This window comes from Arthrobacter sp. (genome assembly GCF_031988865.1).
Taxonomy (GTDB): Bacteria; Actinomycetota; Actinomycetes; order Actinomycetales; family Micrococcaceae; genus Arthrobacter_B.
The window spans coordinates 1-25,141 of record NZ_DALZXY010000022.1; the positions used below are offsets into that span (position 1 = coordinate 1).

Consider the following 25,141-nt stretch of genomic DNA (forward strand, 5'->3'; position numbering starts at 1 on the left):
CCAATTCTCCGTCCCTGCCCGGCTGTCCTCCGGTGGCGCGCAGCAGCGTTACCTCCAGGCGGCTTTCGGCCAGATGCTCCACCATCCCCTTGCCCCACTCGACCACCGTGACGGACGTGTCCATGGTGTTTTCCAAGTCGATGTCGTCAATTTCCCCCGGAGATCCCAGCCGGTAGGCGTCCACGTGCACCAGGTCCGGCCCGGTGCCGAGCGCGGGGTGGATGCGCACCAGGACGAAGGTGGGGGAAATAATCCCGGCGCGCACGCCGAGCCCCTCGCCGAGGCCCTGGGTGAAGGTGGTTTTGCCGGCGCCCAGTTCCCCGGCCAGGAGCAGCAGGTCGCCGGGGCGAAGTACTTCCCCCAGCCGTCGGGCGAGCTCCTGGGTCTGGGCGGACCCGAAGGTCCGGTACTCCTGCTCCCATGCCCTGGCTCCGCCCTCCGGGAAGGCGCCGCCTGCTATCCCCGGGCCCGCGCCGTGGCTGTCAGGCGTCCGGTTCATGGCAGAGCCGGCTCGGCTGAGCTGGCTTCGCCGGCCTCGCCTGCGTCTGCCGGAACATCGGTATCCACGTAGCTGCGGGGAACCCGCCCGCTGATCCGCGTGACGATCTCATAGTTGATGGAGCCACTGGCTGCCGCCCACTCGTCGACGCTGGGCGCACCCTCGCCACCAAAGAGGACAGCTTCCTGGCCAACAAAGGACTCCGGGGTGCCTGCGATTCCGGTCCGTCCCAGATCGATGACCATCTGGTCCATCGCGATCCTGCCAACGACCGGAAAAACTTCCCCGTTCACCATGACCGGACCGCCGGTGGCGACCCGGGGAATCCCGTCGGCGTACCCCATGGGCACCAGGCCCAGCGTGGTCGGCCCGGAGGTCTGGTAGTGCAGCCCGTAAGAGACACCCTGTCCCGCGGGAACGGGCTTGCAGTTGGCGATGGTCGTCTTCAGCGTCATTGCCGGACGCAGCCCCAGCTCTTCGGAGGACTGCCCAGCGAACGGCGAGAGGCCGTAGATTCCCAGGCCCACCCGGACCATATCGAAGTGGGAATCCGGCCGCGACAGGGCTGCCGGGGTGTTGGCAATGTGCCGGACCTCATGGTCCACGCCCGCGTCCTCCGCGACGGCGACCGCCTCGCGGAACTTCTGCAGCTGCAGATCCGTTTCCCGCCGCTGCGGTTCGTCCGCGACAGCGAGGTGCGAGAAGATTCCCACGACCCTGATCAGGCCGTCCTCCTGGTAGGCCAGGGCCTGCCCCACAAAGGACTCCCAGAGCTCTTCCGGGCAACCGTTGCGGCCCAGCCCGGTGTCGATCTTCAGGTGCACCCGCGCCGGCACTTCCAGTTCCCGGGCGGCTGCCACAACGGCCTCCAGTTCCCAGCCGGAGACGCCGATGTCGATATTCGCGGCGACGGCTGCGGAAAAGTCGCTTTCCACCGTATGCAGCCAGGCCATCAGGGGAGCCGAGATCCCGCCGGTGCGCAGCGCGAGCGCCTCGGAAATATGGGCGGTGCCGAGCCAGGCCGCCCCTGCATCCACGGCGGCCCGCGCAACTTCGAGCGCACCGTGACCGTAGGCATCAGCCTTCACGACCGCCATCAGGCGGGCCGGCTGGACGATTTCCGCGAACTGGCGGACGTTATGCCGGATAGCGGCGAGGTCGACGACGGCACTACGCTCCGCCGGGGGAACAGCTTCGAGGTAATTCACGGGTCCATTCTTCCATTTCTCAGCCCCGGCACGGGTCATGCCCCGTGCTCCGTGAGGTCCATGTGCATTATATGGAGTCCGGTGAGCCCGGCCGAAGGGTGCCGGAAGGCACGCGGAACGGTGGCCAGGATCCGGAATCCGAGGGACTGCCAGAGCGCGACGGCGCGCACGTTCGTTTCCACCACGGCGTTGAACTGCATGGCGAGGTACCCCTGGGCGGCGGCCTCCGCCAGGACGTGCTGCGCCAGTTTCCGGGCGATCCCCCGGCCCGACGCCGCCGGATCGGTCATAAAAGAGGCAGTGGCCACATGGCTGCCCCCGCCGCCCCGGTTCGGATGCAGCAGGGCAGTGCCGCGGATCCGGCCCTCGGCCTCGGCCACATACACCCGTGCCGGAGGTGGTTCGAACCACAACCGGCGGGCGCCGTCGTCGTCCAGGTCCTGGTCCCAGCAGTAGGTATCCCCCGCACGGACAATAGGCTCCATTAGCCGCCAGATCTGCGCCCAGTCCGAGGCAGCGGCCCGGCGGATTCGGATCGTCCCTTCGGCCGGAGGGCCGGTCGGATGCGGCTCAGCAGGCAGCGCCGGTGCCATGGGGCTTCCTCCCCTGATCCGGCCTAGGCATCAAGTGCAGCCGCCCACAGGTTGATGTCAGCGTCCTGGGCATAGGTCTCGATGTCTGCCAGTTCCTGGTCGGAGAAGTCAAGGTTCTGCACGGCGGCAAGGCTGTCTTCGAGCTGGCCCACACTGGAAGCTCCGACCAGCGCGGACGTCACGGCCCCTCCGCCGCTCTGCGGCCGCAGCACCCAGGCGATCGCCATCTGGGCCAGAGTCTGGTTCCGCGATTCGGCGATGCGGTTCAGTCCCCGCACCCGTTCCAGGTTCTCATCCGAGAGCTGGGACGGGTCCAGGGACTTCCCGGCCGCCGCCCGGGAACCCTCAGGGACCCCGCCGAGGTACTTGCTGGTCAGGAGCCCCTGCGCCAGCGGCGAGAACGCGATGGAACCGGCCCCCACCTCTTCCAGCACCTGGAACAGGTTGGGTTCCCCGCGCTCCACCCAGCGGTTCAGCATTGAATACGAGGGCTGGTGGATCAGCAGCGGTGTGCCCATTTCGCGCAGGATCCGGGCGGCCTCGATCGTTTTCTCCGGCGAGTAGGAGGAGATGCCGGCGTAGAGCGCCCGGCCGGACCGCACGGCTGTGTCCAGCGCGCCCATCGTTTCTTCCAGCGGGGTCTCCGGGTCAGGCCGGTGGCTGTAGAAAATATCCACGTAGTCCAGGCTCATCCGCTTCAGGGACTGGTCCAGGCTGGACAGCAGGTACTTGCGTGAACCCCAGTTGCCGTACGGGCCCGGCCACATGTCGTAGCCGGCCTTGGTGGAGATCACCAGTTCGTCGCGGTAAGGGCGGAAGTCGTCCCGGAGATGGCGCCCGAAGTTCGTCTCGGCAGAACCGTAGGGCGGACCGTAGTTGTTCGCCAGGTCAAAGTGCGTAACGCCCAGGTCAAACGCCCGACGCAGGATTGCCCGCTGCGTATCGAAATCCTTGTCATCACCGAAGTTGTGCCAGAGCCCAAGGGACACGGCAGGCAGCTGCAGTCCGCTGCGGCCAACGCGGCGGTAGGGGATGGAATCGTAGCGGCCCTCGGCCGGGGTGTAAGTCATGGCCCCATCCTGCCACCGCTTCAGCGGCGAATCGAGGAACCCCGCGCGTCCTGTCAGGGCCGCGGGCCCTGGCTGCCGGTCACGATGGCCGCGCCGTACGCGGGCAGCTCGATGGCGCCGTCATGGGCTGCGGCGGGCGCGGTCTGCAGGGCAATCTTCACGGGACCCGGCAGCGGCAGGGGCAGCTCCCGCGGGGAATCCGCGAAGTTGAGGGCAACAACCACCCGCCCCCGCTGGATGCTCAACCACCCCGCGGCTTCATCAAAGTCGACACTGATGTTGCGGAAGTCCGGATCCGTCAGTTCAGGAACAGTACGCCGCAGCGCCAGGAGCTCCCGGTACAGTGCCAGGAGCCTGGCATGACGGCCCGTCTCCGTTTCGGACCAGTCCAGTTTCGAATCCTGGAAGGTCCGTGGATCCTGGGGATCCGGCACGCTCGAGGGATCCCAGCCCATCCGGGCGAACTCCTGCAGCCGGCCTTCCGCCGTCGCCCGGCCGAGGTCCTCCTCCGGGTGGGAGGTGAAGAACTGCCACGGCGTGGATGCGCCGAACTCTTCCCCCATAAAAATCATGGGGGTGGTGGAGGAGGCCAGGGTGAGGACGGCCGCGAGCGCCAGCTGCTCGTAGCCCAGTGTTTGTGACAGCCGGTCCCCCGCTGCCCTGTTCCCGATCTGGTCATGGTTCTGGGCCGCCACAACGAGCTGGCGGGCGGTGATGGTGCTCTTGTCCAGGGGCCGCCCGTGGCTGCGCCCGCGGAAGGAGGAGTAGGTGCCATTGTGGAAGTACCCGTCCTGGAGCACCTTGGCGAGTGCGTCCAAGGAAGCGAAGTCCGCGTAATAGCCGTCAGTTTCTCCGGTCAGGTTGCAGTGCACGGCGTGGTGGAAGTCGTCGGACCACTGCGCCGCCAGTCCGTACCCGTTCCGGGTGCGCGGTGTGATGAGCCGGGGGTCATTCAGCTCTGACTCGGCGATCAGGAACAGCCGGCTGCCCCGGTCCGCTCCGACGGTGTCCGTCAGCGCGGCGATCTCCTCCAGGAGGTGGACAGCCCGTTCATCCTTTAGGGCGTGGACCGCGTCCAGCCGGAGACCGTCAACGTGGAAGTCCCGGAACCACATTTCGACGTTGTCCAGGATGTATTGGCGGACGGCATCCGAGGCTGGCCCGTCCAGGTTCACCGAGTCGCCCCAGCTGTTGGCGCTGCCCTGCTGCAGGTACGGGCCGAACAGGGGCAGATAGTTGCCGCTCGGTCCGAGGTGGTTGTAAACCACGTCCTGGATAACCCCCAGGCCCTGCTGGTGGGCGGCGTCGACGAAACGCTGATAGGCGCGGGGGCCGCCGTAGGCTTCGTGGACGGCGTACCAGAGCACGCCGTCGTATCCCCAGTTATGCGTTCCGTTGAACGCGTTGACCGGCATCAGCTCGATGTATTGGATGCCCAGGTCCGCCAGGTAGCCCAGCTTCTGCGCCGCGGCTTCCAGGGTCCCCTCCGGGGTGAACGTTCCAACGTGCAGCTCGTAAATGGCGCCACCGGACAGCCCCGGGGACACCCAGCCGGCGTCATGCCACTCATAGGTATCCGGCTCGAAGGTGCGGGAGAGCCCGTGGACGCCGGCCGGCTGGCGGCGGGACCGTGGGTCAGGGACCGGCGTGGTGGATTCGTCGATCAGGTACCCGTAATCAATATCGCCGTCCAGTTCGGCGTGCTGGGTATGCCACCAACCGTCGCGGCCGCGGCTCATCTGCAGTTCCTGGCCGTCGGCCAGGAGCCTCATGGTCTGGGCGTTCGGCGCCCAGACGTCGAAGTCCGTGCTCACGGTTCCTCCTCCCGGGCCAGCAGTGCCACCGGATATTTGCTGAACACGGCCGCGGCTGCCAGCTCTCCTCCGGAGTAGCGGGCACCGGTGAGCCGGTCCCGGTACGTTCCGGCGGGCAGCTGGACCGCGGTTCCCTTCCAACCACCGGATGCTTCCAGTCCAAGCGGCAGCCGGGTAACCAGCGTCAGGGCGCCGCCGCGGTCGAACCCGAAGAAGTGTCCGGCGGCCGGACCCTGCACGCTCAGGGCGGTGTAGCCGGTGAACAGGTCCGGACGGTCCCGGCGCAGCCGCAGGGCTTCCCGGGTCACAAGGAACTTGGCGGCCCCGGACCCGTCAACGGGCGGAACCGGTCCGGTGTCACGGCTGTCGGCGTCGGCGGCCAGTGCGGCACGCAGGCCAAAGTCGACCGGACGGCGGTTGTCCGGGTCCACCAGCGAGTGGTCCCACAGTTCGGTCCCCTGGTAAACGTCCGGGACACCGGGCATGGTCAGCTGGACCAGCTTGGCGCCAAGGGCGTTGGAGCGCCCCGCGGCGGTGATCCGCCCGGCGAAGGCCACCAGCAGCGAATGTACGCCCGGGTGGTCGTAGGCGGCATCAACCACGGCATGGAGCGCCTTCTCGAAAGCCTCGTCCGGCGCGGTCCAGCTGGTGCCCTGGCCGGCTTCCCGGGCAGCTTTCTCGGCATAGGCATGTGCCCGGTCCCGTTCAAGCGGCCAGGCGCCAACGAGTGCCTGCCAGAGCAGGTCGGCCAGGGCCCGGTCTCCCAGTGGAGCCAGCCCTTCGAGTTCGGAAACGAGGTCCGCCCATTCCTGCGGCAGCTCTGAAAGGACGCTGATCCGGGCCCGGGTGTCTTCGCTCCTTTTGGTGTCATGGGTGCTCAGCGCCGTCATGGACGCCGGGGCCTCCTGCTGCCTTCGGAGCATCCGAAGGTGGAGGTCATAGGGTTCGAGCGCGAAGATGGACGGGTCCGCCCCGACCTCGTTGAGCGAGGTGAGCCGGGTGTAGCGGTAGAAAGCGGTGTCCTCAACACCCTTTGCCATCACCATGCCGGAGGTCTGCTGGAAGCGGAGGGCAAGCTCCCCGAGGCCTGCTCCGCGCGCTCCTCCGGCGTCCCCGGCCAGCAGTGGAAGTAGCTTGTCGAAGGCGGCGTCCAGGTCGGGGCGGCGGACCCGGGCGGCACGGCCTGCCTCCTCCAGGTACGCTGCACCATCAGGAAGGTAGCTGCGGTAGACGGGGAAACAGGCCAGCAGTTCGGCGAGCGCATCGGCGGCCGCCGGTATCCCGAGCCCCGTCTCCGCCGGGACCAGCCTGGCCAGGCGCTGCACCTCGGAGTGGAGCAGGCCGTCCGCGACCGCGCGTTTGGTGTCGTGGATCAGGTGGCGGTAGGGCTCAGCCCCGGCAGCCTCCGTCAGCGCCGGGGCGGCATCCGGATCGATGAAGAGCCGGTCCACCTCGGCGAGGGCGTCATAGCCGGTGGTTCCGGCAACGGCCCAGGCCTCCGGGAGCACTTCGTCGAATTCGAGGATCTTCTCGACCAGCACGTAGGCACCGCCGGTGAGCTCCTCCAGGCGGCGCAGGTAACCGGCCGGATCGGCCAGCCCGTCCGGATGGTCGATCCGCAGGCCGTCGGCCAGCCCCTCCCGGAACCAGCGCCGGATCTCGGCATGGCTTTCCTCGAAGACCCACGGCACCTCTACCCGCACCCCGGCCAGGGTGGTGATGCCGAAAAACCGCCGGTAGTTTAGTTCATCGTCCGCCCGGCGCCAGCTGATGAGTTCGTAATGCTGCCGGGCATGCACGTCCTGCGCGGTGTCTCCGGGGAGGAGTGTTCCTTCGGCGATAGGGAAAGCGTGGTCGTAGTAGCGCAGTTCCCCATCGGCGATCCGGAGCTTATCGAGTTCGTCGCCGCCTTCCCCCAGGACTGGGAGCTTCAGTTTCCCGCCGCCGGCCGCCCAGTCAATATCGAAGGCCTCGGCATAGCGCGAGTCCGGGCCCTCGCGGAGCACGGACCACCACCAGCGGTTGGCGCGGGGCGTTGCCACTCCCATATGGTTCGGCACGATGTCTACCAGCACCCCCATTCCTGCGGCGTGCGCTGCCCCGGCCAGGGCGCGGAAGCCCTCCGCACCTCCGCGGGCTGGATCGATCCTCGACGGGTCCGTCACATCGTAGCCGTGGGTCGATCCCTCCTCTGCCGTCAGCAGGGGCGAGAGGTAGATCCAGTCCGTTCCGAGGTCCTTGAGGTAGGGAACCAGGTCAGCGGCGTCGTAAAGGGTGAACCCTGCGTGGAGCTGCAGCCGGTAGGTCGAGGCCGGTGTCCTCATACAACGCTCTCCCGGGTCTTGGCGCCCGCGAGCGCCGCCAGCGACGCCGCTACCGAGTGGTCGTGGACTTCCTCCTCCCGGGGGTGCACCCGCAGCACAACCATGGACTTCGCCGCCACTGAGATCTTGCTGTCCGCAGTGACCGGCTCGGAGTCAGCGTATTCACCGGCGGTGTCGATTACCTGGTCCCACAGGTCGCCGTACTCTTTGGACGGGACCGTAACAGTAACGGCGTCGTCGTCGGCGTTGAAGTAAAGCAGGAAGTTCAGATCCGTGATCCGCTGGCCGCGGCGGTCAGTGCCGAGGATCCCCTGCCCGTTCAGGAACACCCCGAGGGTACGGCCCAGCTGGGTGTCCCAGTCCTCGGGCTGCATGGGACTGCCATCGTCATTCAGCCAGACGATGTCCGGCAAGGCATCGCCCTCGCCCCTGGCAACCGGGCGTCCGTCGAAGAACCGGCGGCGGCGGAAGGTGGGGTGTTCGGCGCGGAGCTTGCTGACCGCGGAGGCAAATTCCATCAGCGGTGCGTCCATCTGCTCCCAGTTGATCCAGCTGAGCTCTGAGTCCTGGGCATACGTGTTGTTGTTGCCGTTCTGCGTGCGTCCCAGCTCATCGCCGTGCGCGATCATGGGCACACCCTGGGAGAGCAACAGGGTGGCCAGGAAGTTCCGCTGCTGGCGTGCCCGCAGGGACTGCACCTGCGGATCATCCGTGGGCCCCTCGACGCCGCAGTTCCAGGAGCGGTTGTGGGATTCGCCGTCGTTGTTGTCCTCGCCGTTGGCTTCGTTGTGCTTCTCGTTGTAGGAGACCAGGTCCTGCAGGGTGAAGCCGTCATGGGCGGTGACAAAGTTGATGGAGGCCACCGGGCGCCGGCCGGAGGTTTCATACAGGTCCGCCGACCCGGTGATCCGGGACGCGAATTCGCCAAGCGTGGAGGGCTCTCCGCGCCAGAAGTCGCGGACCGTGTCCCGGTATTTGCCGTTCCATTCCGTCCACTGCGGCGGGAAGTTCCCCACCTGGTAGCCGCCGGGGCCGATGTCCCAGGGCTCGGCAATAAGTTTGACCTGGGAGACCACCGGGTCCTGCTGCACAAGTTCGAAGAAGCTGGAAAGCCGGTCGACGTCGTAGAACTCGCGGGCCAGCGCGGATGCGAGGTCGAAGCGGAAGCCATCCACGTGCATCTCCGTGACCCAGTACCGCAGCGAGTCCATGATCAGCTGCAGCGAATGCGGGTTCCGGACGTTCAGGGAGTTACCCGTGCCGGTGTAATCCATGTAGTACCGCTTGTCATCCTCCATCAGCCGGTAATACGCCGCGTTGTCGATGCCCCGGAAGGACAGCGTGGGCCCCAGATGGTTGCCTTCGGCGGTGTGGTTGTAGACCACGTCCAGGATCACTTCGATGCCGGCCAGATGCAGGGTTTTCACCATCGCCTTGAATTCCTGGACCTGCTGGCCGGCGTCTCCGGTGGCGCCATAGGTGTTCTGCGGGGCGAAGAAGCCAATGGTGTTGTAGCCCCAGTAGTTGGAGAGGCCCTTCTCCTGCAGCGTCGAGTCGTTGACGAACTGGTGGACGGGCATCAGCTCCAGGGCGGTGACGCCCAGTTTCTGCAGGTGCGCGATCACTGCCGGGTGGGCGATGCCGGCGTAGGTTCCCCGCTGTTCCTCGGGGACCTCGGGGTGCTGCCGGGTCAGCCCCTTCACATGGGCTTCGTAGATCACCGACTGGTGGTACTCGGTGCGGGGGCGGCGGTCCCCGTCCCAGTCGAAGTACGGGTTGATGACCACGCCCTTCATCATGTGGGCAGCGGAATCCTCGTCGTTGCGGGAGTCCTCGTCGCCGAAGTTGTAGCCGAACAGGGACTGGTCCCAGTCGACCTGCCCAGCGACAGCCTTGGCGTACGGGTCCAGGAGGAGCTTGTTCGGGTTGCAGCGGTTGCCCTCCGGCGGATCATTGGGGCCGTCCACCCGGTATCCGTATTTCTGCCCGGGCACAACGTGCGGCAGATAGCAATGCCAGACGTACCCGTCCACTTCGGTCAGGGAGATGCGGGACTCGGACCCGTCGTCGTCGGCGAACAGGCAGAGGGTTACGGATTCCGCCACCTCGCTGTACAGGGCGAAGTTGGTGCCGTTGCCGTCATACGTGGCACCCAGCGGGTATGCATCTCCGGGCCAGACTTCCATTCAGAGCTCCTGACTGCTGTGGGGTGGCAGGTAAATACTATGCCTGCTTACTTTTCTACAGTATGTCAGCCGCCACAGGGCCCGGGACGCTCAGTCTCCCAGGAAGCTCGCCATGACCTGGCGGATGCTCGCGGGCAGCCCGGAGGCCTCGACCGGGCCACCGACGGCGGACAATGCCCCAGCCCTGCCGTGGATGCTGGCCGCTGCCGCCGCCAGCCTGGCATAGTGCCCGGACCCGGCAGGCCCGGAAGAGCCGGTCTTGTCGGTGGCCAGCAGCGCACCCAGGATGCCGGAGAGCGTATCGCCGCTGCCGGCCGTCGCCAGCCAGGGAGTGGCCTCCGCTTGGCTGTACACCGGGCCGCCGGGGGCCGCCACCAGGGTGGCCCAGCCCTTGAGCAGCACGGTCGCTCCGGTCAGCTCTGCCGCCTTCCGAACATAGGTCAGCGGATCGGCTTCAACCTCGCTCCGCTCAAGACCCAGGCCCAGGGAGTTCAGCAGCGCGGTGATTTCGCCGGCGTGGGGCGTGAGGATGACCTGCGGCCCCAAGCCCGGCTTGACGGCGGAGATGGCATCGGCATCGATCACGGCGGGAAGCCCGGAGGCCATGGCGTCCACCGCCCTGCGGCGCTGGCCGTCGTCCTCCCCCGCGCCGGGGCCGGCCACCCAGGCCTGCACATGCGCCTGCTGCACCGCCCCCTCCGAGCAGACCGCTTCGGGATGCCCCAGGTTGATCAGCCGGCGCACCGGTTCTGGTCCCAGAAAGCGGACCATGCCGACGCCGGTGGCCAGGGCGGCACCGGTGGCCAGGACCGCCGCCCCCGGGTAGGTTGCCGATCCCGCCGCGATACCGAGCACTCCGCGGCTGTATTTGTGATCGCCGGGCTGCGGCGCCGTAACCAGGTCCGCGATGTCCGTGTCCTCCAGGCGCAGCACGCCGGGAGTTTCCAGGTATTGGGAGAGGCCGAGGTCCACGCACTCGATCCGGCCGGCCGCCTCTGCCCCGGGGCCGGTCATGAGCCCCGTCTTAGGCGCCCCGAACGTCACTGTCAGGTCGGCGCGCAGGTAGGCCCCGGCAACCTCCCCGGTATCGGCATTAATCCCGCTGGGCAGATCGCAGGCGACGACGGCGGGGAACTGGCCGCGGCGCAGGCGCGCCGGTTCCAGCGCGGCCAGTCCTGCGGCCGGGGCTCGGAGGCCTCCCCTGCCCCCGGTCCCGAGAATCCCGTCGAGCACCAGGTCGGAACGCCGGCAGAGGTCCAGGACCGCGCCGGTGTTGGCTTCGGTGAGGCGCAGGGTTTTTCCGCCGCGGCTACGGAACGCGGCGAGGGCCTCGAGGTGGACGGCCGTGGAGGTAAGGATAGCGGTGGCGCTGCCGCCGCGCGCGATCAGGCGGGCAGCGGCGTACAGCGCGTCGCCGCCGTTATTGCCCGCGCCGGCCAGGACCACGGCCTTGGATCCGTAAACGCGTCCACGCCTGCTGGTGAGGAGCAGCGCGGCGGCCTGATAGAGGCCATAGGCGGCCGTCTGCATCAGCGCCGGCCCGGCACCGGAGTCCAGAAGCGGTTGTTCTGCTGCCCGTACGGCGGTCCCGGAATACGCACTGATCATGCGTACCAGATTAGCCCTCGGCTACCACCATGGCAGTGGCGACGCCGCCGTCGTGACTCAGGGAGAGGTGCCAGGTGCGTACGCCCTTGGCCTCCGCTGCGGCGGCGACGGTTCCTTCGACGCGCACACGCGGTGCGCCGGAGGCATCCAGTTCCACCTGGCAGTGCTGCCAGTTCATGCCGGCCGGAGCGCCAAGGGCCTTGGCCACGGCCTCCTTCGCGGCAAACCGTGCCGCCAGGGAACGCAGGTTCAACTCCCGTTCCGCAGGGACGAAGAGCCGTGCCCGGAGCCCGGGGGTCCGCTCGAGCTGACGCCCGAAACGCTCTAGGTCTACGACGTCAACGCCAATTCCGACAATCATTGGTTCCCCCGGTTCTGCCTGCTTATTCGACGGTTACGGACTTGGCCAGGTTACGCGGCTGGTCGACGTCGTATCCCTTGGCGGTAGCCAGGGCACAGGCGAAGATCTGCAGCGGAACGGTGGTCAGCAGCGGAGCCAGCAGTGTGGGTGTCTCCGGGACGTAGAAGACGTGCTCGGCGTAGGCCTTGACGGCGTCGTCCCCTTCTTCGGCGATGACGATGGTCTTCGCGCCGCGGGCCCGGATTTCCTGGATATTGGACACGACCTTGGCATGCAGCGAATCCCGGCCGCGGGGCGAGGGTACAACGACGAAGACCGGCTGGCCTTCCTCGATCAGCGCGATCGGTCCGTGCTTGAGCTCGCCGGCGGCGAAGCCCTCGGCGTGGATGTACGCCAGTTCCTTGAGCTTCAGGGCGCCTTCCATGGCGACGGGGAAGCCGACGTGGCGGCCGAGGAAAAGCACCGAGGAAGTGCCGGCCATCAGCTGGCCGAGTTCCTTGATCGCACCGGCGTTGTCGAGCACCTGCTGGATCTTGGCGGGAACCTTGGCCAGGTCAGCCAGGATGTCCTTGATTTCGCCCTGGAACTTTGCGCCGCGCACCTGTGCGAGGTAGAGGCCCAGCAGGTAGGTCGCGGTGATCTGGGCGAGGAAGGCCTTGGTGGAGGCGACGGCGATTTCCGGTCCGGCGTGGGTGTAGAGCACGGCATCCGCTTCGCGCGGAATGGTGGATCCGTTGGTGTTGCAGATGGACAGGATCTTGGCGCCCTGTTCCTTGGCGTAGCGCACGGCCATGAGCGTATCCATGGTCTCCCCGGACTGGGAGATTGCCACGATCAGGGTGTTGGAGTCGACGATCGGATCACGGTAGCGGAACTCATGGCTGAGCTCGACCTCCACAGGGATGCGGCACCAGTGCTCGATGGCGTACTTGGCAACCTGGCCGGCGTAGGCGGAAGTGCCGCAGGCCAGGACCATGATCTTGTTGATCGACTTCAGTTCCTCGGTGCTGACGCGCAGCTCATCAAGAGTCAGGCGTCCATCGGCATCGAAGCGGCCCAGCAGGGTGTCGGCCACAGCCTGGGGCTGGTCGTTGATTTCCTTCTCCATAAAGGAGTCGTAGCCGCCCTTTTCCGCTGCGGCAGCGTCCCAGTTGACCTCGAATTCGGTCCCCTCGGCGGGTACGCCGAAGAAGTCGGTGATTTCGACGGACTCGGGGGTGATCGTGACGATCTGGTCCTGGCCCAGTTCCACGGCCCGGCGGGTGAAGTCGATGAAGCCGGAAACGTCGGAGCCGAGGAAGTTCTCACCCTCGCCAAGCCCGACGACGAGCGGGGAGTTCCGGCGGGCGGCGACCACGGTGTCCGGGGAATCGGCGTGCACGGCGAGCAGGGTGAAGGCACCTTCAAGGCGCTGGCAGGCAAGCTGCATGCTGCGCGCCAGGTCCTGGTCTCCGGTGGAGGCGTAAATGCGGCCCAGCAGGGCAGCGGCAACCTCGGTGTCGGTTTCCGAGCGGAAAACGACGCCCGCGGCGAGGAGCTCTTGCTTCAGCTCGGCGAAGTTCTCGATGATGCCGTTGTGGATGACGGCAAGGCGGTCGTTATCCGCCAGGTGCGGGTGGGCATTTCCATCGGTGGGCCCGCCGTGGGTTGCCCAGCGGGTGTGGCCGATGCCGGTGGTGGCCTCAGGAAGCGGAGAATTCTTCAGCTCGGCGACCAGGTTGGCCAGCTTTCCCGACTTTTTGCGGGACTCCATCCCGGCGTCGGTCAGCACGGCGACGCCGGCTGAGTCATAACCGCGGTATTCGAGGCGGCGCAGCCCCTCCATAACGACGTCCAGGGCGCTATGCCCAATAGCTGCTGCGGCGCCCGGGCGGCCGGTATATCCTACGATTCCACACATGGACCTAAGACTACCGGCAGTGGTCGCTGTCGGTCGAAATGCCGGCCCCGCTCAGCGCCCCCGTAGTTGATCCATGTTTGGAATGACCGCCGCGGCAGTGCACAATTCCTAGAGTGACCGAACCAACTCCTAAGTCAACGCCGGGAAACGGCCACGAGACCAACTTCACTCCCTTCGTTGAACTGGACCGGCAGACCTGGTCACGGCTGTCCCACGAAATCGAGTCACCCCTCAACCAGGACGACATCACGCGCCTGCGCGGACTTGGCGACCAACTGAACCTGGATGAGGTGCGCGAGGTCTATCTGCCGCTCTCCCGGCTGCTGAATCTCTACGTGGCGGCAGCCGGCAAGCTGCACAGCGCGACCACCACCTTCCTCGGTGAGAAGACCACGCGGACACCGTTCGTGATCGGGGTCGCCGGGTCCGTCGCCGTCGGCAAATCCACCACGGCCCGTGTGCTTCGGGAAATGCTGCGGCGCTGGCCGGACACCCCCAACGTCGAGCTCATCACCACCGACGGTTTTCTCTACCCCAACGCAGAACTTAAGCGCCGCGGTTTGATGGAACGCAAAGGCTTCCCCGAGAGCTACGACCGCCGGCGGCTGCTGCGCTTCGTCAGCGCGGTCAAGAGCGGGGCCGAAGAAGTGCGTGCACCGCGGTATTCACACCTGACCTATGACATCGTTCCGGATTCGGAAATCGTCGTCCACCGTCCGGACGTCCTGATCGTGGAAGGGCTCAACGTCCTGGCACCGGCACGGACCCGCACGGACGGACGCTCGGGCCTGGCGCTCAGCGATTTCTTCGACTTTTCGATCTACGTGGATGCACGGACCTCCTACATTGAGGAGTGGTACGTCCAGCGGTTCCAGTCGCTGCGCAGCGGCGCCTTCGCTAATCCGGCCTCCTACTTCCACCGTTACGCCGGTCTCTCCGACCATGAGGCACGGGAAACGGCGCTGGGCATCTGGAAGCGGATCAACGAGCCGAACCTCGTGACGAACGTCCTGCCGACCCGGGGGCGGGCCCAGCTGGTCCTCACCAAGGATGCGGACCATTCCGTCACGAGGATGCTCCTGCGCAAGACCTAAGGCCTTGCCGCCCGGCCACGCCCATACCGGTAGTCTGGGCCAATGCTCAAAGGGTTCAAAGAATTCATCCTGAAAGGCAACGTCCTTGACCTGGCCGTTGCCGTCATCATCGGAACTGCCTTCAGCGCCGTCATCAACGCGATGGTCTCCGCCGTCCTTATGCCGTTCATTTCTGCCCTCGTTGGATCACCGAACTTCGAGCGTTTCGCAGTTGTGGAGCTCAACGGAAACACCATAAGTTTCGGGGTGCTGCTCACCGCCGTCGTGAACTTCCTGCTCATCGCCGCGACCGTGTACTTCGTGATCGTGCTGCCTATGAACAAGATGATCGAGCGGCGCAACCGCCGCCTCGGCATCGTGCCGGCCGAACCAGCGGACCCGCAGATCGTGCTGCTGACCGAAATCCGGGACGCCCTCATCAGCCAGTCCAGCCAAACCGGCGTCTCCAGCCAAACCGGCGTCTCCGGTTCAGCGAGCCAGCCTCTCGGCAGTTCCAGGGGCTGATTCCCCACAGCTGGGCCGGTATTCCGGCGGCGGGCCGGCCCAGCGGATACGTTTTAGACGCCGGCGCCTTCGGATGCAGCCAGCGAGAGGTTGGCCTCCACGGTTGCTGCCAGCTTCTCGGCAACCGTCTGTGCGGTTTGCATGTCTGCCGCTTCGACCATCACCCGGACCAGTGGCTCGGTTCCGGAGGGGCGGAGCAGTACACGCCCGGTTTCCCCGAGCTTCTCCTGGGCATCGATCACGGCCTGCCGGACGGCGTCGTTGGAGGAGGCAGCGCCCTTGTCCACGTTCTTGACGTTGATGAGCACCTGGGGCAGCTTGTCCATGATGCTCGCGAGCTGTTTCAGGCTGCGGCCCGTCCGGGCCATCTGGGCGGCCAGCTGCAGGCCCGTGAGGACACCGTCGCCGGTGGTCGCGTACTTGGAGAAGATCACGTGGCCGGACTGCTCGCCGCCGAGGCTGTAGCCGCCTTCCCGCATGGCTTCCAGCACGTACCTGTCGCCTACGCCGGTTTCGCGGATACTGATGCCAGCCTCCCGCAGCGCAAGCTTCAGGCCAAGGTTGCTCATGACAGTGGCTACAAGGGCGTCGTCCTTCAGCTCTCCGGACGTCTTCATGGCTACGGCCATGATGGCCATGATCTGGTCACCATCGACGATGTTACCTTCGCCGTCCACCGCCAGGCAGCGGTCCGCGTCGCCGTCGTGCGCGATGCCCAGATCCGCACCGTGCTCCAGGACGGCGGCCTGCAGGGGTTCCAGGTGCGTGGATCCGTAGCCGTCGTTGATGTTGATGCCGTCGGGGTCAGCACCGATCACCACTACTTCGGCACCGGCATCGGCGAACACCTGCGGGGAGCAGCCGCTGGCGGCGCCGTGCGCGCAGTCCAGGACCACCTTGATGCCATCGAGCCGGTGCGGGAGGGTCTGCAGCAGGTGGACGATGTAGCGGTCCTCCGCGTCTGCAAAGCGCTGGATCCGGCCAACCGCAGCCCCGGTGGGGCGCAGGTTCGGCGCTGCCATTTCCGCTTCGATCGCGTCTTCGAGCGCGTCATCGAGCTTCTGCCCGCCGCGGGCCAGGAATTTGATCCCATTGTCCGGGGCCGCATTATGGGAGGCCGAAATCATGACACCGAAGTCGGCATTAAGGTCTGCCACGAGATAGGCAGCCGCGGGGGTTGGGAGAACCCCGGCGTCGTAAACATCCACCCCGGAACTCGCGAGCCCGGCCTCGACGGCGGCGGAGATGAAGTCTCCGCTGATCCGCGGGTCACGCGCCACGACAGCTACCGGTCGCTTGCCGGCCGCCACTTGGCGGTGTCCCAGGACGACGGCGGCAGCCTGTGCGAGCCCCAGGGCTACTTCTGCCGTGATAAGGCCGTTGGCCAGTCCCCGAACACCGTCGGTACCAAACAGTCGTGTCATGTTCAAAGAATCCTTAACAGCATGTAGTAACCAAGCATGCAGTAGCCCAGCAGGGGTTCCCGCTTGCAACCCCCGCGCCTATTCTGCCACCGAAGCAAGTCCTGCGCCCAAACGCTGCGCTGCGCGCTGCGCCGGATTGACCGGATCACTCCGTGCAGGCCCTGGACCATTCCGGCTACCCCCACGCGGCTGACCAGTGATTTAAGCAGAAAACCCCCGGCCGAAGCCGGGGGTTTTCTGTACGCATGTCAGCACTTGTGAATCCGCGCACTGAGCCAGCGCTTGTGAACCCAAACGCTGAACCAGCATTCGTGAACTCAAGCACCGAATCACCGCTCGTGACCCCAAGCACCGAATCAGCGCTTGTGGAGCCAAGCGCCGAATCAGCGCTTGTGGAGCCAAGCGCCAATTCAGCGCGAGGGCCCCAGGTTGCGGACGCTCCAGCGGCCGCAACCTGGGTAGCGCTGAATTAGCGCTTGGAGTACTGAGGTGCCTTGCGGGCCTTCTTGAGACCTGCCTTCTTGCGCTCGATGACGCGGGCGTCACGAGTCAGGAAGCCGGCCTTCTTCAGGGCGGGGCGGTTGTTTTCGCGGTCGATCTCGTTCAGCGAGCGAGCTACGCCGAGACGCAGTGCGCCTGCCTGGCCGGATGCGCCGCCACCGTGGATACGGGCGATAACGTCGTATGCGCCGTCGAGGTCAAGAAGCTTGAACGGCTCGTTGACTTCCTGCTGGTGCAGCTTGTTCGGGAAGTAATCGTCCAGTTCGCGGCCGTTGACGATCCACTTGCCGGTACCCGGGACAACCCGGACGCGGGCAATGGCTTCCTTGCGGCGGCCAACAGCGGAACCGGCAACGGTCAGAGCCGGGCGTTCTTTGACGTCTGCCTGGGCAGCGTCGGTGCTTTCCGAGGTGTAGCTGGTGAGCTCCTCGGTGTTGTCATTCAGCTCTTCAGTGTTCTGAGCCACGATTCTCCTTGAATTAATTTCTTAGTTGGCGGGCCAGAACTACTGGGCGACCTGGGTGATTTCGAAGGTCTTGGGCTGCTGAGCGGCATGCGGGTGCTCAGCACCGGCGTATACCTTCAGCTTGCCCATCTGCTGTGCAGCGAGGGAGTTCTTGGGCAGCATGCCGCGGATGGCCTTCTCAACTGCGCGCACCGGGTTCTTCTCCAGCAGTTCTGCGTAGTTTACGGAGGACAGGCCGCCCGGGTAACCCGAGTGGCGGTAGGCACGCTTCTGTTCGAGCTTGGCGCCGGTCAGGGCAACCTTCTCAGCGTTGATGATGATGACGAAATCGCCCATGTCCATGTGGGGGGCAAAGGTCGGCTTGTGCTTTCCGCGCAGCAGTGTTGCGGTCTGGCTGGCAAGACGGCCTAGGACAACGTCGGTGGCGTCAATGACGTGCCACTGGCGGTTGATGTCGCCGGGCTTCGGGGTGTACGTACGCACGTTTTTGCCTTCGTTTCTTCTTCTTAGGTGGCGCGCCGCGTATGGATGCCATACGCCGCGCAGCTTCTCTATGCGTTACCGGACGGTCAGGTGAGGACTGATGTAACCAGTGGTCCTGAGTTCTCGGCTATCTCCCCGGGGCCAGGTGGCTCTGCAACTGAGCCGCTCCCGTGGGCATAGACCTATCGAGGTAGGACACGCACAACGACTATAAACAATAGCTTGCTTGCCGGGCCAGGTCAAAGTCCGGCGCACGCGACTGTCCTGACTATTCTATGCCCTCTTCTACGCCCTTCGGGCACGGGTCATTTCTGCCCGGATCAGCAGCTGCTCGGCGTCGGGATACCGCACTTCCTCCAGCACCAGCGGATGCGGCGGGGCCAGGATGGATTTCGAGTCCCGGATCCGCGCGAACATCCGTTCCGCCAGCCACTGCGGCCGCCGCTCCCCCGCTCCGACCAGCAGCGCACCACCAATCAGGGAGCGCACCATGTTGTGGCAGAAGGCATCGGCCTGGAGGTGTGCCGTAAGCACACCGTCGGGTCCACGGGTGAAGGAGAACTCCTGCAGTTCGCGGATGGTGGTGGCCCCCACGCGCGGCTTGCAGAAGGAGAGGAAGTCCTGGATACCCAGCACCCCGGCAGCGGCCTGATTCATCGCGTCCTCGTCGACCGGAACTTTGTACCAGAGGCTAATGTTGCGGAACAGCGGATCCCAGGCCGCCTCCCGGTCTGCGATCCGGTAGCTGTACCTGCGCCACAGGGCCGAGAAGCGCGCGTCGAATCCCGCGGGAGCCTCAGAGACGCCACGGACCTCGATCGCACCCGCGAGGGCTCCTGCAGCCCGCCTGGAGGCTCCGGCATCCTTCAGCGGAAGGGTCAATTCGCGGTTGAGCACCCCGCGCAGCCGGCGCCGCAGCGCAATGGCTGGGTCCTGGTCATCCCGTGCCAGGGAGCGCCACTCTGATTCCGTGAGGTCGAAGTGGACGACCTGGCTGCGGGCGTGGACACCGGCGTCAGTTCGCCCGGCGACGGTCACGCGCACGGGCCTGCGGATCAGCACGGCAAGGGCTGCCTCCAGCGTTCCCTGGACGGTGCGGCGTCCGGGCTGTGCAGCCCAGCCGGCAAAGGGCGCTCCGTCGTAGGAGAGGTCCAGCCGGATACGAAGAAACCCGCCGTCCAGATGCGGGACGGCGGGTTTCTCGATACTCATACCCTCAATATTAAGGGCAGAGCAAAGCAATCAGAGAATTACTTCTTCTCTTCGGTCGCTTCTGCAGCTTCGTCTGCGGATTCAGCCGAGTCGGCGGACTCTGCGGAATCGGCGGATTCAGCCGAATCAGCGGACTCGCCGGAATCGGCGGAATCGGCAGACTCAGCAACCGGAGCCGGGGCAGCGGCTGCAGCGGCGGTGGACGCCTCGGCAACAACAGACTGCTTGGCAGAAAGCGGTTCCAGCACCAGTTCGATGACGGCCATGGGAGCGTTGTCGCCCTTGCGGTTGCCGATCTTGGTGATGCGGGTGTAACCGCCGTCGCGCTGGGCAACGGCCGGTGCGATCTCGGTGAAGAGCTCGTGGACGAGGCCCTTGTCAGAGATCAGGGCCAGGACGCGGCGGCGGGAAGACAGGTCTCCGCGCTTTGCGAACGTGATCAGGCGTTCTGCGTAGGGACGCAGGCGCTTGGCCTTGGTCACCGTGGTGGTGATCTGCTTGTGCTCGAACAGCTGTGCGGCCAGGTTCGCCAGCATCAGGCGCTGGTGAGCCGGGCTGCCTCCGAGGCGCTTACCCTTGGTGGGTGTAGGCATTACATTTTCTCCTCAAACGGTGCCGCACTGTGCTCAGGCACGGCGGCATAAATTTTGCGTAGTTAGAGCTCGTCGTCCGAGAATTCGGACTCGTCCTCTTCAATGGCTGCGGCGCGGGCTGCAAGGTCAAACCCGGGAGGGGAATCCTTCAGGGACAGACCCAGTTCGACCAGCTTTGCCTTCACCTCGTCGATGGACTTCGCACCAAAGTTGCGGATGTCCATCAGGTCAGCCTCGGAGCGGGCTACGAGTTCACCCACGCTGTGGATGCCTTCGCGCTTGAGGCAGTTGTAGGAGCGCACGGTCAGCTCAAGGTCCTCAATCGGCAGGGCCATGTCGGCTGCCAGGGCGGCATCCGTGGGGCTCGGACCGATTTCGATGCCTTCAGCCGCAGTGTTCAGTTCACGGGCCAGGCCGAAGAGCTCAACCAGGGTGGTGCCTGCGGACGCGACGGCGTCGCGCGGTGCAATGGCATCCTTGGTTTCGACGTCGACGATCAGGCGGTCGAAGTCGGTGCGCTGCTCGACACGGGTGGCCTCCACGCGGAAGGTCACCTTCAGGACCGGCGAGTAGATGGAGTCAACCGGGATACGGCCGATCTCCTGGTCGCCGGACTTGTTCTGGCTTGCGGAAACGTAGCCACGTCCACGCTCGATGGTCAGTTCGAGTTCGAACTTGCCCTTCGAGTTCAGGGTGGCGATGTGCAGATCCGGGTTGTGGAACTCCACGCCGGCCGGCGGAGCAATGTCCGCAGCGGTGACGACGCCGGGGCCCTGCTTGCGCAGGTAGGCCACGACGGGCTCGTCATGCTCGGAGGACACCGACAGGTTCTTGACGTTCAGGATGATCTCAGTGACATCCTCCTTAACGCCCGGAACGGTGGTGAACTCGTGCAGAACTCCATCGATGCGGATGCTGGTTACGGCAGCACCGGGGATGGAGGAAAGCAGCGTACGGCGAAGGGAGTTGCCGAGGGTGTAGCCAAAGCCCGGTTCCAGCGGTTCGATGATGAACCGGGAGCGGTTGTCAGCTACGACTTCTTCTGTGAGGGTGGGGCGCTGTGCAATGAGCACTTGCATTTCCTTTCAGCGAGCGTCCGCTATATGACGCAGCACAAATGGTGGAAACGACGACGACGGGGTCTCCCGCGGGCGTCTTGGACGGCTAGCAGCCTCGCACCCGGGCCGGACCGCCCTTCGGGCCTGGCCTGCTAAAAGCAGGACAGACCCGACGGGCAGTTCCGGCACCGGCAACGAATGCGAATTAGACGCGGCGGCGCTTCGGGGGACGGCAGCCGTTGTGTGCGCTCGGGGTGACATCCTGGATGGTGCCAACTTCCAGGCCGGTGGCCTGCAGCGACCGGATGGCGGTCTCGCGTCCCGATCCCGGGCCCTTTACGAAGACGTCGACCTTGCGGACGCCGTGTTCCTGGGCGCGCTTCGCAGCGGCTTCAGCAGCCATCTGTGCAGCGAACGGGGTGGACTTGCGGGAACCCTTGAAGCCAACCTCACCGGCGGAAGCCCATGAGATAACAGCACCGGACGGGTCCGTGATGGACACGATGGTGTTGTTGAAAGTGCTCTTGATATGCGCCTGGCCGAGCGCGATATTCTTCTTATCCTTGCGACGCGGTTTGCGTACCGCTCCACGAGTCTTGGGGGGCATTACTTCTCCTACAAAGAGTTTGGAATAGGTGACCTGACAGTGCAGGTCATGGCCTGGACCGCGTTATTTAGCGGCCAGCCTTCTTCTTACCGGCAACGGTGCGCTTCGGGCCCTTGCGGGTACGAGCGTTGGTCTTGGTGCGCTGGCCATGTACGGGCATGCCGCGGCGGTGACGGATGCCCTGGTAGCTGCCGATCTCAACCTTGCGGCGGATATCTGCTGCTACCTCGCGGCGAAGGTCACCCTCAACCTTGAAGTTGCCCTCGATGTAGTCACGCAGCTGAACGAGCTCAGCATCGGTGAGGTCCTTGACGCGAGTATCCGGGCTGATGCCGGTCTCTGCCAAGGTCTGCTCTGCACGGGTCTTGCCCACGCCGTAGATGTAGGTAAGCGCAATGATTACCCGCTTTTCGCGGGGAATGTCTACGCCGGCGAGACGTGCCATATTGGCGGTTCTCCTTTGGTATTACCGGAGGTCTGAAGCAGTACGTCCCCGTTTCCAGGTCCCCGGCCTCCGTACCGGGGGTGTGCGTCACGCGTATCAGACGCTGTACTGCCATATTCAATTACTACTACGCGTGGGCTTAGCGTGCCCCAGGTCCCCTGCGGGTCCTTGGACGTTTACCGCTAATTAGCCCTGGCGCTGCTTGTGGCGCGGGTTCTCGCAGATCACCATGACTCGGCCGTTACGGCGAATCACCTTGCACTTATCGCAGATCTGCTTGACGCTCGGCTGGACCTTCATGGTTTTCCTTTGCGTGGTTGCAGGGTTGAACTCCGGATCTCCTTCGGAGACACCGGAGCCATATTGTTACTTGTAGCGGTAGACGATACGGCCCCGGGTGAGGTCGTACGGGCTAAGTTCCACTACAACGCGGTCTCCGGGGAGGATGCGAATGTAGTGTTGACGCATCTTTCCCGAGATGTGTGCGAGCACAATGTGGCCGTTGGCCAGCTCAACGCGGAACATCGCATTGGGCAGGGCTTCGTTGACCGAGCCCTCAATCTCTATGACGCCGTCTTTCTTGGCCATATCCTCCGCTAACGTCTGTGCCGCCCTTGATTCCGCGGGCGGCGGTTTTGGTTTTTGGTGTCCTATCCGGTCCCGACCGGCCGGATTATCCGGATGGAAAAGGGCACGAATGTAGAGACAACCAACAGATAACTCTACGGTACGATGCCCGATAAGTTAAATCCCCTGGACGCTCGTATGGGGTACGGCCAGCCGCATCCAGGCTGCGAGTCCGGCCGGGTGATCGGTGATGATTCCGTCCACACCGGCCGACACCGCCGCCTCCCAATGGGCCGGCTCATTCAGCGTCCATGCATAGACTACCTGCCCGTTGGCGTGCAGACTGTCCACCAGTTCCGGAGCAGCGGCCAGCACCGCACCGTGCGGATTGCAGGCGGCAGCGCCGACGTCGGCCAGGAACTCCAGGAGCTCAGCTTCGCTGCCCGCAGGCGGTGGTACGGCGATCAGCAGTCCCCGCAACAGGTCCGGTGCCGCTGCCAGGAGGTTCTTCACCGTTGTGCGAGAGAACCCTTGAAGCAGGCAGCGCTCCCCCAATCCGCCCGTCTCCTGCTGCAGGGCCTCCGTCACGGGAACCAGCTCCTCGACCGTCCACTCCCCTTTGAACTCCAGGAGCCAGCCGATGCCGGGGTGGCCCGCAGCAAAGACAAGGAGGTCTTCCAGGTCCGGAATCCGTTCCCCGGTGAATTCCGGCGCGAACCAGGACCCGGCGTCAGCGGCACGCAGCCGATCTGCCGTTGCCTGCGCCACCTGCAGACTAGTGCCGGCGGTCCGGGCCAGGGAGCCGTCGTGAATGAGCACCACCTTGCCATCGGCGCTGAGCTGCAGGTCAGTCTCGATCATCCCGGCACCGGCCGCCGCTGCCGAAGCGAAGGCGGCCAGGGTGTTTTCGGGGGCCTGCGCGGAATTCCCACGGTGGGCGATGTTCAGCACCGCCCCGGTACGGGGCGGGCGCAGGCTCACAGGTACGGCTCCACGTTCTGCTCGAAGGATTTGCTGATCGCTTCCGCGGCACCGGCGAACGCCTCGGCTGCCGGGATGTCCTGCAGCATGATTTTCTCCAAAGCGGTGGTCAGTGCCTGGTCACCGGAGGGAACAAACGAGCGGGCCCAGTCCTGGACCCGGGTGGTGGCCAGCTGATCCACGGCCGTCCGGAACTGCGGGGCCTTCGCGTAGACGGCCTGCATGGTTTGTCCGTCCGCTGCGGAGGTACGGACCGGCATGTAGCCGGTGTTCGCGGAGAAGTAGGCGGTCTGCTCCGGCTCGCCGATGAACTTGAGGAACATGGCGGCTGCCAGCTGCTGTTCCGGAGACTTGCCCGCGGCGATGGCGATTCCGGTGCCGCCGGTGGGGCAGGCAGCGCCGTCCGGGCCCTCGGGCAGGAACCCGGTGCCGACGTCGAACTTCGCCGCTTCGAGGATCCCGCTCAGTGAACCGGTGGAGGCGATGGTGCAGGTACTCACCCCGGCGGTGAAGTCGGCAATGTAGTCCGCTGCGGACACGGTCACCGTCCTGTCCCGGTTCATCATCCGGCGGAGGAACTCACCTGCTTCGACAGTCTTTGGATCATCAAGCTTGAGGGTCCATTGCTCCGAGTAGGCGCCGCCCATGCCCCACATGATGTTGCAGAACCACCAGGCCGACCAGGAGGTGTCCGAGCCCAGCGACATTGGGACGGCTCCGTTGTTGGCCGCGGCCAGCGCCGGAGCCCACTCGTTGTATTCAGTCCAGGTCTTCGGTGCGCGGTCCGGCAGTCCCGCAGCTTTGAACAGGTCCCGGTTGTAGTAGAACAGCGGCGTGGAGCGGGCGTAGGGGAACGCCCAGTGGTTGTCGCCGAACTGGTAGTCGTTGTACAGGCCCTGGTTGTAGTCGGCGGTATCGACCGCAAGGTGCACGGCGAGGTCGTCGACCGGAATGATCTGTCCGTTGATCATGTAACGGAACCACCAGACATCGCTGGCGCCGACCAGGTCCGGCACGTTGTCAGTTCCAGCCGAGGACTGGAAGCGCTGGGCGACTTCGTCGTAGTTCGCGCCGGCCGTGACCAGCTCAACCTCGATGCCCGTCTCCTGGGAGAAGCGGCGGATCAGTTCCTCCTCGACCGGTTTGGATGCCCCGGGGTGGTTGGACCACCAGGTGATCTTTTTCGCTGGAGTCACGGCCTGCCAGTCGGTCCCGGCCGCCTTCACGGCTCCACCTTCACCGGCGGTCGAGGGGCCGCCGCAGGCGGCCAATGCGGCTGCGCCTCCGAGGATTCCGGCGAGTGCCAGGATATTCCGGCGGGAAAGTCCGGCGCCGGGAAGGACGGCAGCGGGCAGGGTGGCAGGGCCAAAGCGCTTGTTCATGGTTTCCTTCGGTTTATGGGTGCTGAAGTGAGGGTGGTTGGAGTGGTTTTCGGGCTCAGCCGGTGACGGCACCGGAGGTCAGGCCGGAGACGATCCGGCGCTGGAGGACGAAGAACAGGACGAGCACCGGCACGGTGACCAGGACTGTCCCGGCCATTAGTACGCCCCAGTTGGTGACGCCGTCGTTGTTCTGCAGCAGCGTCAGCCCGACTGGAAGGGTCATCATGTCCGCCTTGTCCACGACCAGCAGCGGCCAGAGGT

The 25,141-nt window shown here is 65.5% G+C and carries 24 protein-coding genes and 1 pseudogene; 2 read left to right on the forward strand and 23 right to left on the reverse strand.

Translation table 11 applies throughout. The annotated features are described in order from the left end of the window. The 10 genes from tsaE to glmS form a co-directional block, all read right to left on the reverse strand. A partial coding sequence (gene tsaE, locus RTN46_RS06055; protein WP_312179831.1) for a tRNA (adenosine(37)-N6)-threonylcarbamoyltransferase complex ATPase subunit type 1 TsaE occupies positions 1–499 on the reverse strand: 499 nt, incomplete at its 3' end. Beyond that, positions 496–1,707, reverse strand: coding sequence for an alanine racemase (gene alr / locus RTN46_RS06060; protein ID WP_312179833.1), 1,212 nt, complete (start codon positions 1,705–1,707; stop codon positions 496–498). The genes alr and tsaE, both read right to left, overlap by 4 nt. A 35-nt stretch (positions 1,708–1,742) precedes the next feature. Continuing rightward, the gene (locus RTN46_RS06065) at positions 1,743–2,300 is read right to left on the reverse strand and encodes a GNAT family N-acetyltransferase (protein ID WP_312179834.1); all 558 of its coding nucleotides are present in this window, start codon (positions 2,298–2,300) and stop codon (positions 1,743–1,745) included. Positions 2,301–2,323: 23 nt separating this feature from the next. Continuing rightward, complete coding sequence (gene mgrA, locus RTN46_RS06070) at positions 2,324–3,370, reverse strand: L-glyceraldehyde 3-phosphate reductase (protein ID WP_312179836.1); 1,047 nt, start codon at positions 3,368–3,370, stop codon at positions 2,324–2,326. A gap of 53 nt (positions 3,371–3,423) precedes the next feature. Continuing rightward, complete coding sequence (gene treZ, locus RTN46_RS06075; protein ID WP_312179838.1) at positions 3,424–5,184, reverse strand: malto-oligosyltrehalose trehalohydrolase; 1,761 nt, start codon at positions 5,182–5,184, stop codon at positions 3,424–3,426. After that, complete coding sequence (treY, locus tag RTN46_RS06080; RefSeq protein WP_312179840.1) at positions 5,181–7,508, reverse strand: malto-oligosyltrehalose synthase; 2,328 nt, start codon at positions 7,506–7,508, stop codon at positions 5,181–5,183. The genes treZ and treY overlap by 4 nt, the downstream gene beginning before the upstream one ends. Beyond that, the gene (glgX, locus tag RTN46_RS06085) at positions 7,505–9,694 is read right to left on the reverse strand and encodes a glycogen debranching protein GlgX (protein WP_312179842.1); all 2,190 of its coding nucleotides are present in this window, start codon (positions 9,692–9,694) and stop codon (positions 7,505–7,507) included. Before glgX ends, treY begins: the two co-directional genes overlap by 4 nt. Positions 9,695–9,784: 90 nt before the next feature. Next, positions 9,785–11,302, reverse strand: coding sequence for an NAD(P)H-hydrate dehydratase (locus tag RTN46_RS06090; protein WP_312179844.1), 1,518 nt, complete (start codon positions 11,300–11,302; stop codon positions 9,785–9,787). Positions 11,303–11,312: 10 nt separating this feature from the next. Next, a complete protein-coding gene (locus RTN46_RS06095; protein ID WP_312179846.1) occupies positions 11,313–11,663 on the reverse strand; it encodes a holo-ACP synthase in 351 nt (116 codons plus the stop codon). Between the two features lie 22 nt (positions 11,664–11,685). Then, on the reverse strand, positions 11,686–13,563 hold the full coding sequence (gene glmS, locus RTN46_RS06100) for a glutamine--fructose-6-phosphate transaminase (isomerizing) (protein ID WP_312179848.1): 1,878 nt from the start codon (positions 13,561–13,563) through the stop codon (positions 11,686–11,688). A 113-nt stretch (positions 13,564–13,676) separates the two neighbouring features. Between glmS and coaA the strand changes: the two genes are divergently transcribed. Further along, positions 13,677–14,657: a type I pantothenate kinase gene (coaA, locus tag RTN46_RS06105; protein WP_312179850.1), complete on the forward strand. Its 981-nt coding sequence runs from the start codon at positions 13,677–13,679 to the stop codon at positions 14,655–14,657. A gap of 42 nt (positions 14,658–14,699) precedes the next feature. Beyond that, positions 14,700–15,161 carry a large conductance mechanosensitive channel protein MscL gene (gene mscL / locus RTN46_RS06110; RefSeq protein ID WP_312179852.1) on the forward strand — a complete coding sequence of 154 codons (462 nt, stop codon included), beginning with the start codon at positions 14,700–14,702 and terminating at the stop codon, positions 15,159–15,161. A gap of 53 nt (positions 15,162–15,214) precedes the next feature. Here mscL and glmM read toward each other — a convergent pair whose 3' ends face one another. The 13 genes and pseudogenes from glmM to RTN46_RS06175 form a co-directional block, all read right to left on the reverse strand. Then, a complete protein-coding gene (gene glmM / locus RTN46_RS06115; protein ID WP_312179854.1) occupies positions 15,215–16,585 on the reverse strand; it encodes a phosphoglucosamine mutase in 1,371 nt (456 codons plus the stop codon). A 469-nt stretch (positions 16,586–17,054) separates the two neighbouring features. Next, entirely contained in the window at positions 17,055–17,552 is a 498-nt protein-coding gene (gene rpsI, locus RTN46_RS06120) for a 30S ribosomal protein S9 (RefSeq protein WP_312179856.1), read from the reverse strand. Positions 17,553–17,591: 39 nt separating this feature from the next. Beyond that, positions 17,592–18,035: a 50S ribosomal protein L13 gene (gene rplM / locus RTN46_RS06125; protein WP_066295859.1), complete on the reverse strand. Its 444-nt coding sequence runs from the start codon at positions 18,033–18,035 to the stop codon at positions 17,592–17,594. Positions 18,036–18,320: 285 nt separating this feature from the next. After that, the gene (locus tag RTN46_RS06130) at positions 18,321–19,247 is read right to left on the reverse strand and encodes a tRNA pseudouridine synthase A (RefSeq protein ID WP_312179857.1); all 927 of its coding nucleotides are present in this window, start codon (positions 19,245–19,247) and stop codon (positions 18,321–18,323) included. Between the two features lie 38 nt (positions 19,248–19,285). Next, entirely contained in the window at positions 19,286–19,840 is a 555-nt protein-coding gene (rplQ, locus tag RTN46_RS06135) for a 50S ribosomal protein L17 (RefSeq protein WP_312179859.1), read from the reverse strand. 62 nt (positions 19,841–19,902) lie between these two features. Then, complete coding sequence (locus RTN46_RS06140; RefSeq protein ID WP_066295871.1) at positions 19,903–20,913, reverse strand: DNA-directed RNA polymerase subunit alpha; 1,011 nt, start codon at positions 20,911–20,913, stop codon at positions 19,903–19,905. A 190-nt stretch (positions 20,914–21,103) separates the two neighbouring features. Beyond that, on the reverse strand, positions 21,104–21,505 hold the full coding sequence (rpsK, locus tag RTN46_RS06145) for a 30S ribosomal protein S11 (RefSeq protein WP_066295874.1): 402 nt from the start codon (positions 21,503–21,505) through the stop codon (positions 21,104–21,106). 67 nt (positions 21,506–21,572) lie between these two features. Further along, entirely contained in the window at positions 21,573–21,950 is a 378-nt protein-coding gene (rpsM, locus tag RTN46_RS06150; RefSeq protein ID WP_312179861.1) for a 30S ribosomal protein S13, read from the reverse strand. Between the two features lie 186 nt (positions 21,951–22,136). Then, positions 22,137–22,250, reverse strand: a complete 114-nt coding sequence (gene rpmJ, locus RTN46_RS06155) for a 50S ribosomal protein L36 (protein WP_012397712.1) — start codon at positions 22,248–22,250, stop codon at positions 22,137–22,139. Between the two features lie 66 nt (positions 22,251–22,316). After that, complete coding sequence (gene infA / locus RTN46_RS06160) at positions 22,317–22,538, reverse strand: translation initiation factor IF-1 (RefSeq protein WP_055239372.1); 222 nt, start codon at positions 22,536–22,538, stop codon at positions 22,317–22,319. Between the two features lie 156 nt (positions 22,539–22,694). Beyond that, entirely contained in the window at positions 22,695–23,498 is an 804-nt protein-coding gene (locus tag RTN46_RS06165; RefSeq protein ID WP_312179869.1) for a glycerophosphodiester phosphodiesterase family protein, read from the reverse strand. After that, the gene (locus RTN46_RS06170; RefSeq protein WP_312179870.1) at positions 23,495–24,880 is read right to left on the reverse strand and encodes an ABC transporter substrate-binding protein; all 1,386 of its coding nucleotides are present in this window, start codon (positions 24,878–24,880) and stop codon (positions 23,495–23,497) included. The genes RTN46_RS06165 and RTN46_RS06170 overlap by 4 nt, the downstream gene beginning before the upstream one ends. A 55-nt stretch (positions 24,881–24,935) precedes the next feature. Continuing rightward, positions 24,936–25,141: pseudogene (locus RTN46_RS06175) on the reverse strand (carbohydrate ABC transporter permease); the annotation flags it as partial.

Excerpts from the sequence above, each read along its gene's own strand:
- rpsK (WP_066295874.1), bottom strand. The coding sequence starts at position 21,505 with ATGCCCCCCAAGACTCGTGGAGCGGTACGCAAACCGCGTCGCAAGGAT.
- rpsM (WP_312179861.1), bottom strand. The coding sequence starts at position 21,950 with ATGGCACGTCTCGCCGGCGTAGACATTCCCCGCGAAAAGCGGGTAATC.
- RTN46_RS06170 (WP_312179870.1), bottom strand. The coding sequence starts at position 24,880 with ATGAACAAGCGCTTTGGCCCTGCCACCCTGCCCGCTGCCGTCCTTCCC.
- rplQ (WP_312179859.1), bottom strand. The coding sequence starts at position 19,840 with ATGCCTACACCCACCAAGGGTAAGCGCCTCGGAGGCAGCCCGGCTCAC.
- RTN46_RS06095 (WP_312179846.1), bottom strand. The coding sequence starts at position 11,663 with ATGATTGTCGGAATTGGCGTTGACGTCGTAGACCTAGAGCGTTTCGGG.
- RTN46_RS06065 (WP_312179834.1), bottom strand. The coding sequence starts at position 2,300 with ATGGCACCGGCGCTGCCTGCTGAGCCGCATCCGACCGGCCCTCCGGCC.
- treY (WP_312179840.1), bottom strand. The coding sequence starts at position 7,508 with ATGAGGACACCGGCCTCGACCTACCGGCTGCAGCTCCACGCAGGGTTC.
- rpmJ (WP_012397712.1), bottom strand. The coding sequence starts at position 22,250 with ATGAAGGTCCAGCCGAGCGTCAAGCAGATCTGCGATAAGTGCAAGGTG.
- glmS (WP_312179848.1), bottom strand. The coding sequence starts at position 13,563 with ATGTGTGGAATCGTAGGATATACCGGCCGCCCGGGCGCCGCAGCAGCT.
- RTN46_RS06130 (WP_312179857.1), bottom strand. The coding sequence starts at position 19,247 with ATGAGTATCGAGAAACCCGCCGTCCCGCATCTGGACGGCGGGTTTCTT.
- glmM (WP_312179854.1), bottom strand. The coding sequence starts at position 16,585 with ATGACACGACTGTTTGGTACCGACGGTGTTCGGGGACTGGCCAACGGC.
- RTN46_RS06090 (WP_312179844.1), bottom strand. The coding sequence starts at position 11,302 with ATGATCAGTGCGTATTCCGGGACCGCCGTACGGGCAGCAGAACAACCG.
- mgrA (WP_312179836.1), bottom strand. The coding sequence starts at position 3,370 with ATGACTTACACCCCGGCCGAGGGCCGCTACGATTCCATCCCCTACCGC.
- glgX (WP_312179842.1), bottom strand. The coding sequence starts at position 9,694 with ATGGAAGTCTGGCCCGGAGATGCATACCCGCTGGGTGCCACGTATGAC.
- infA (WP_055239372.1), bottom strand. The coding sequence starts at position 22,538 with ATGGCCAAGAAAGACGGCGTCATAGAGATTGAGGGCTCGGTCAACGAA.
- mscL (WP_312179852.1), top strand. The coding sequence starts at position 14,700 with ATGCTCAAAGGGTTCAAAGAATTCATCCTGAAAGGCAACGTCCTTGAC.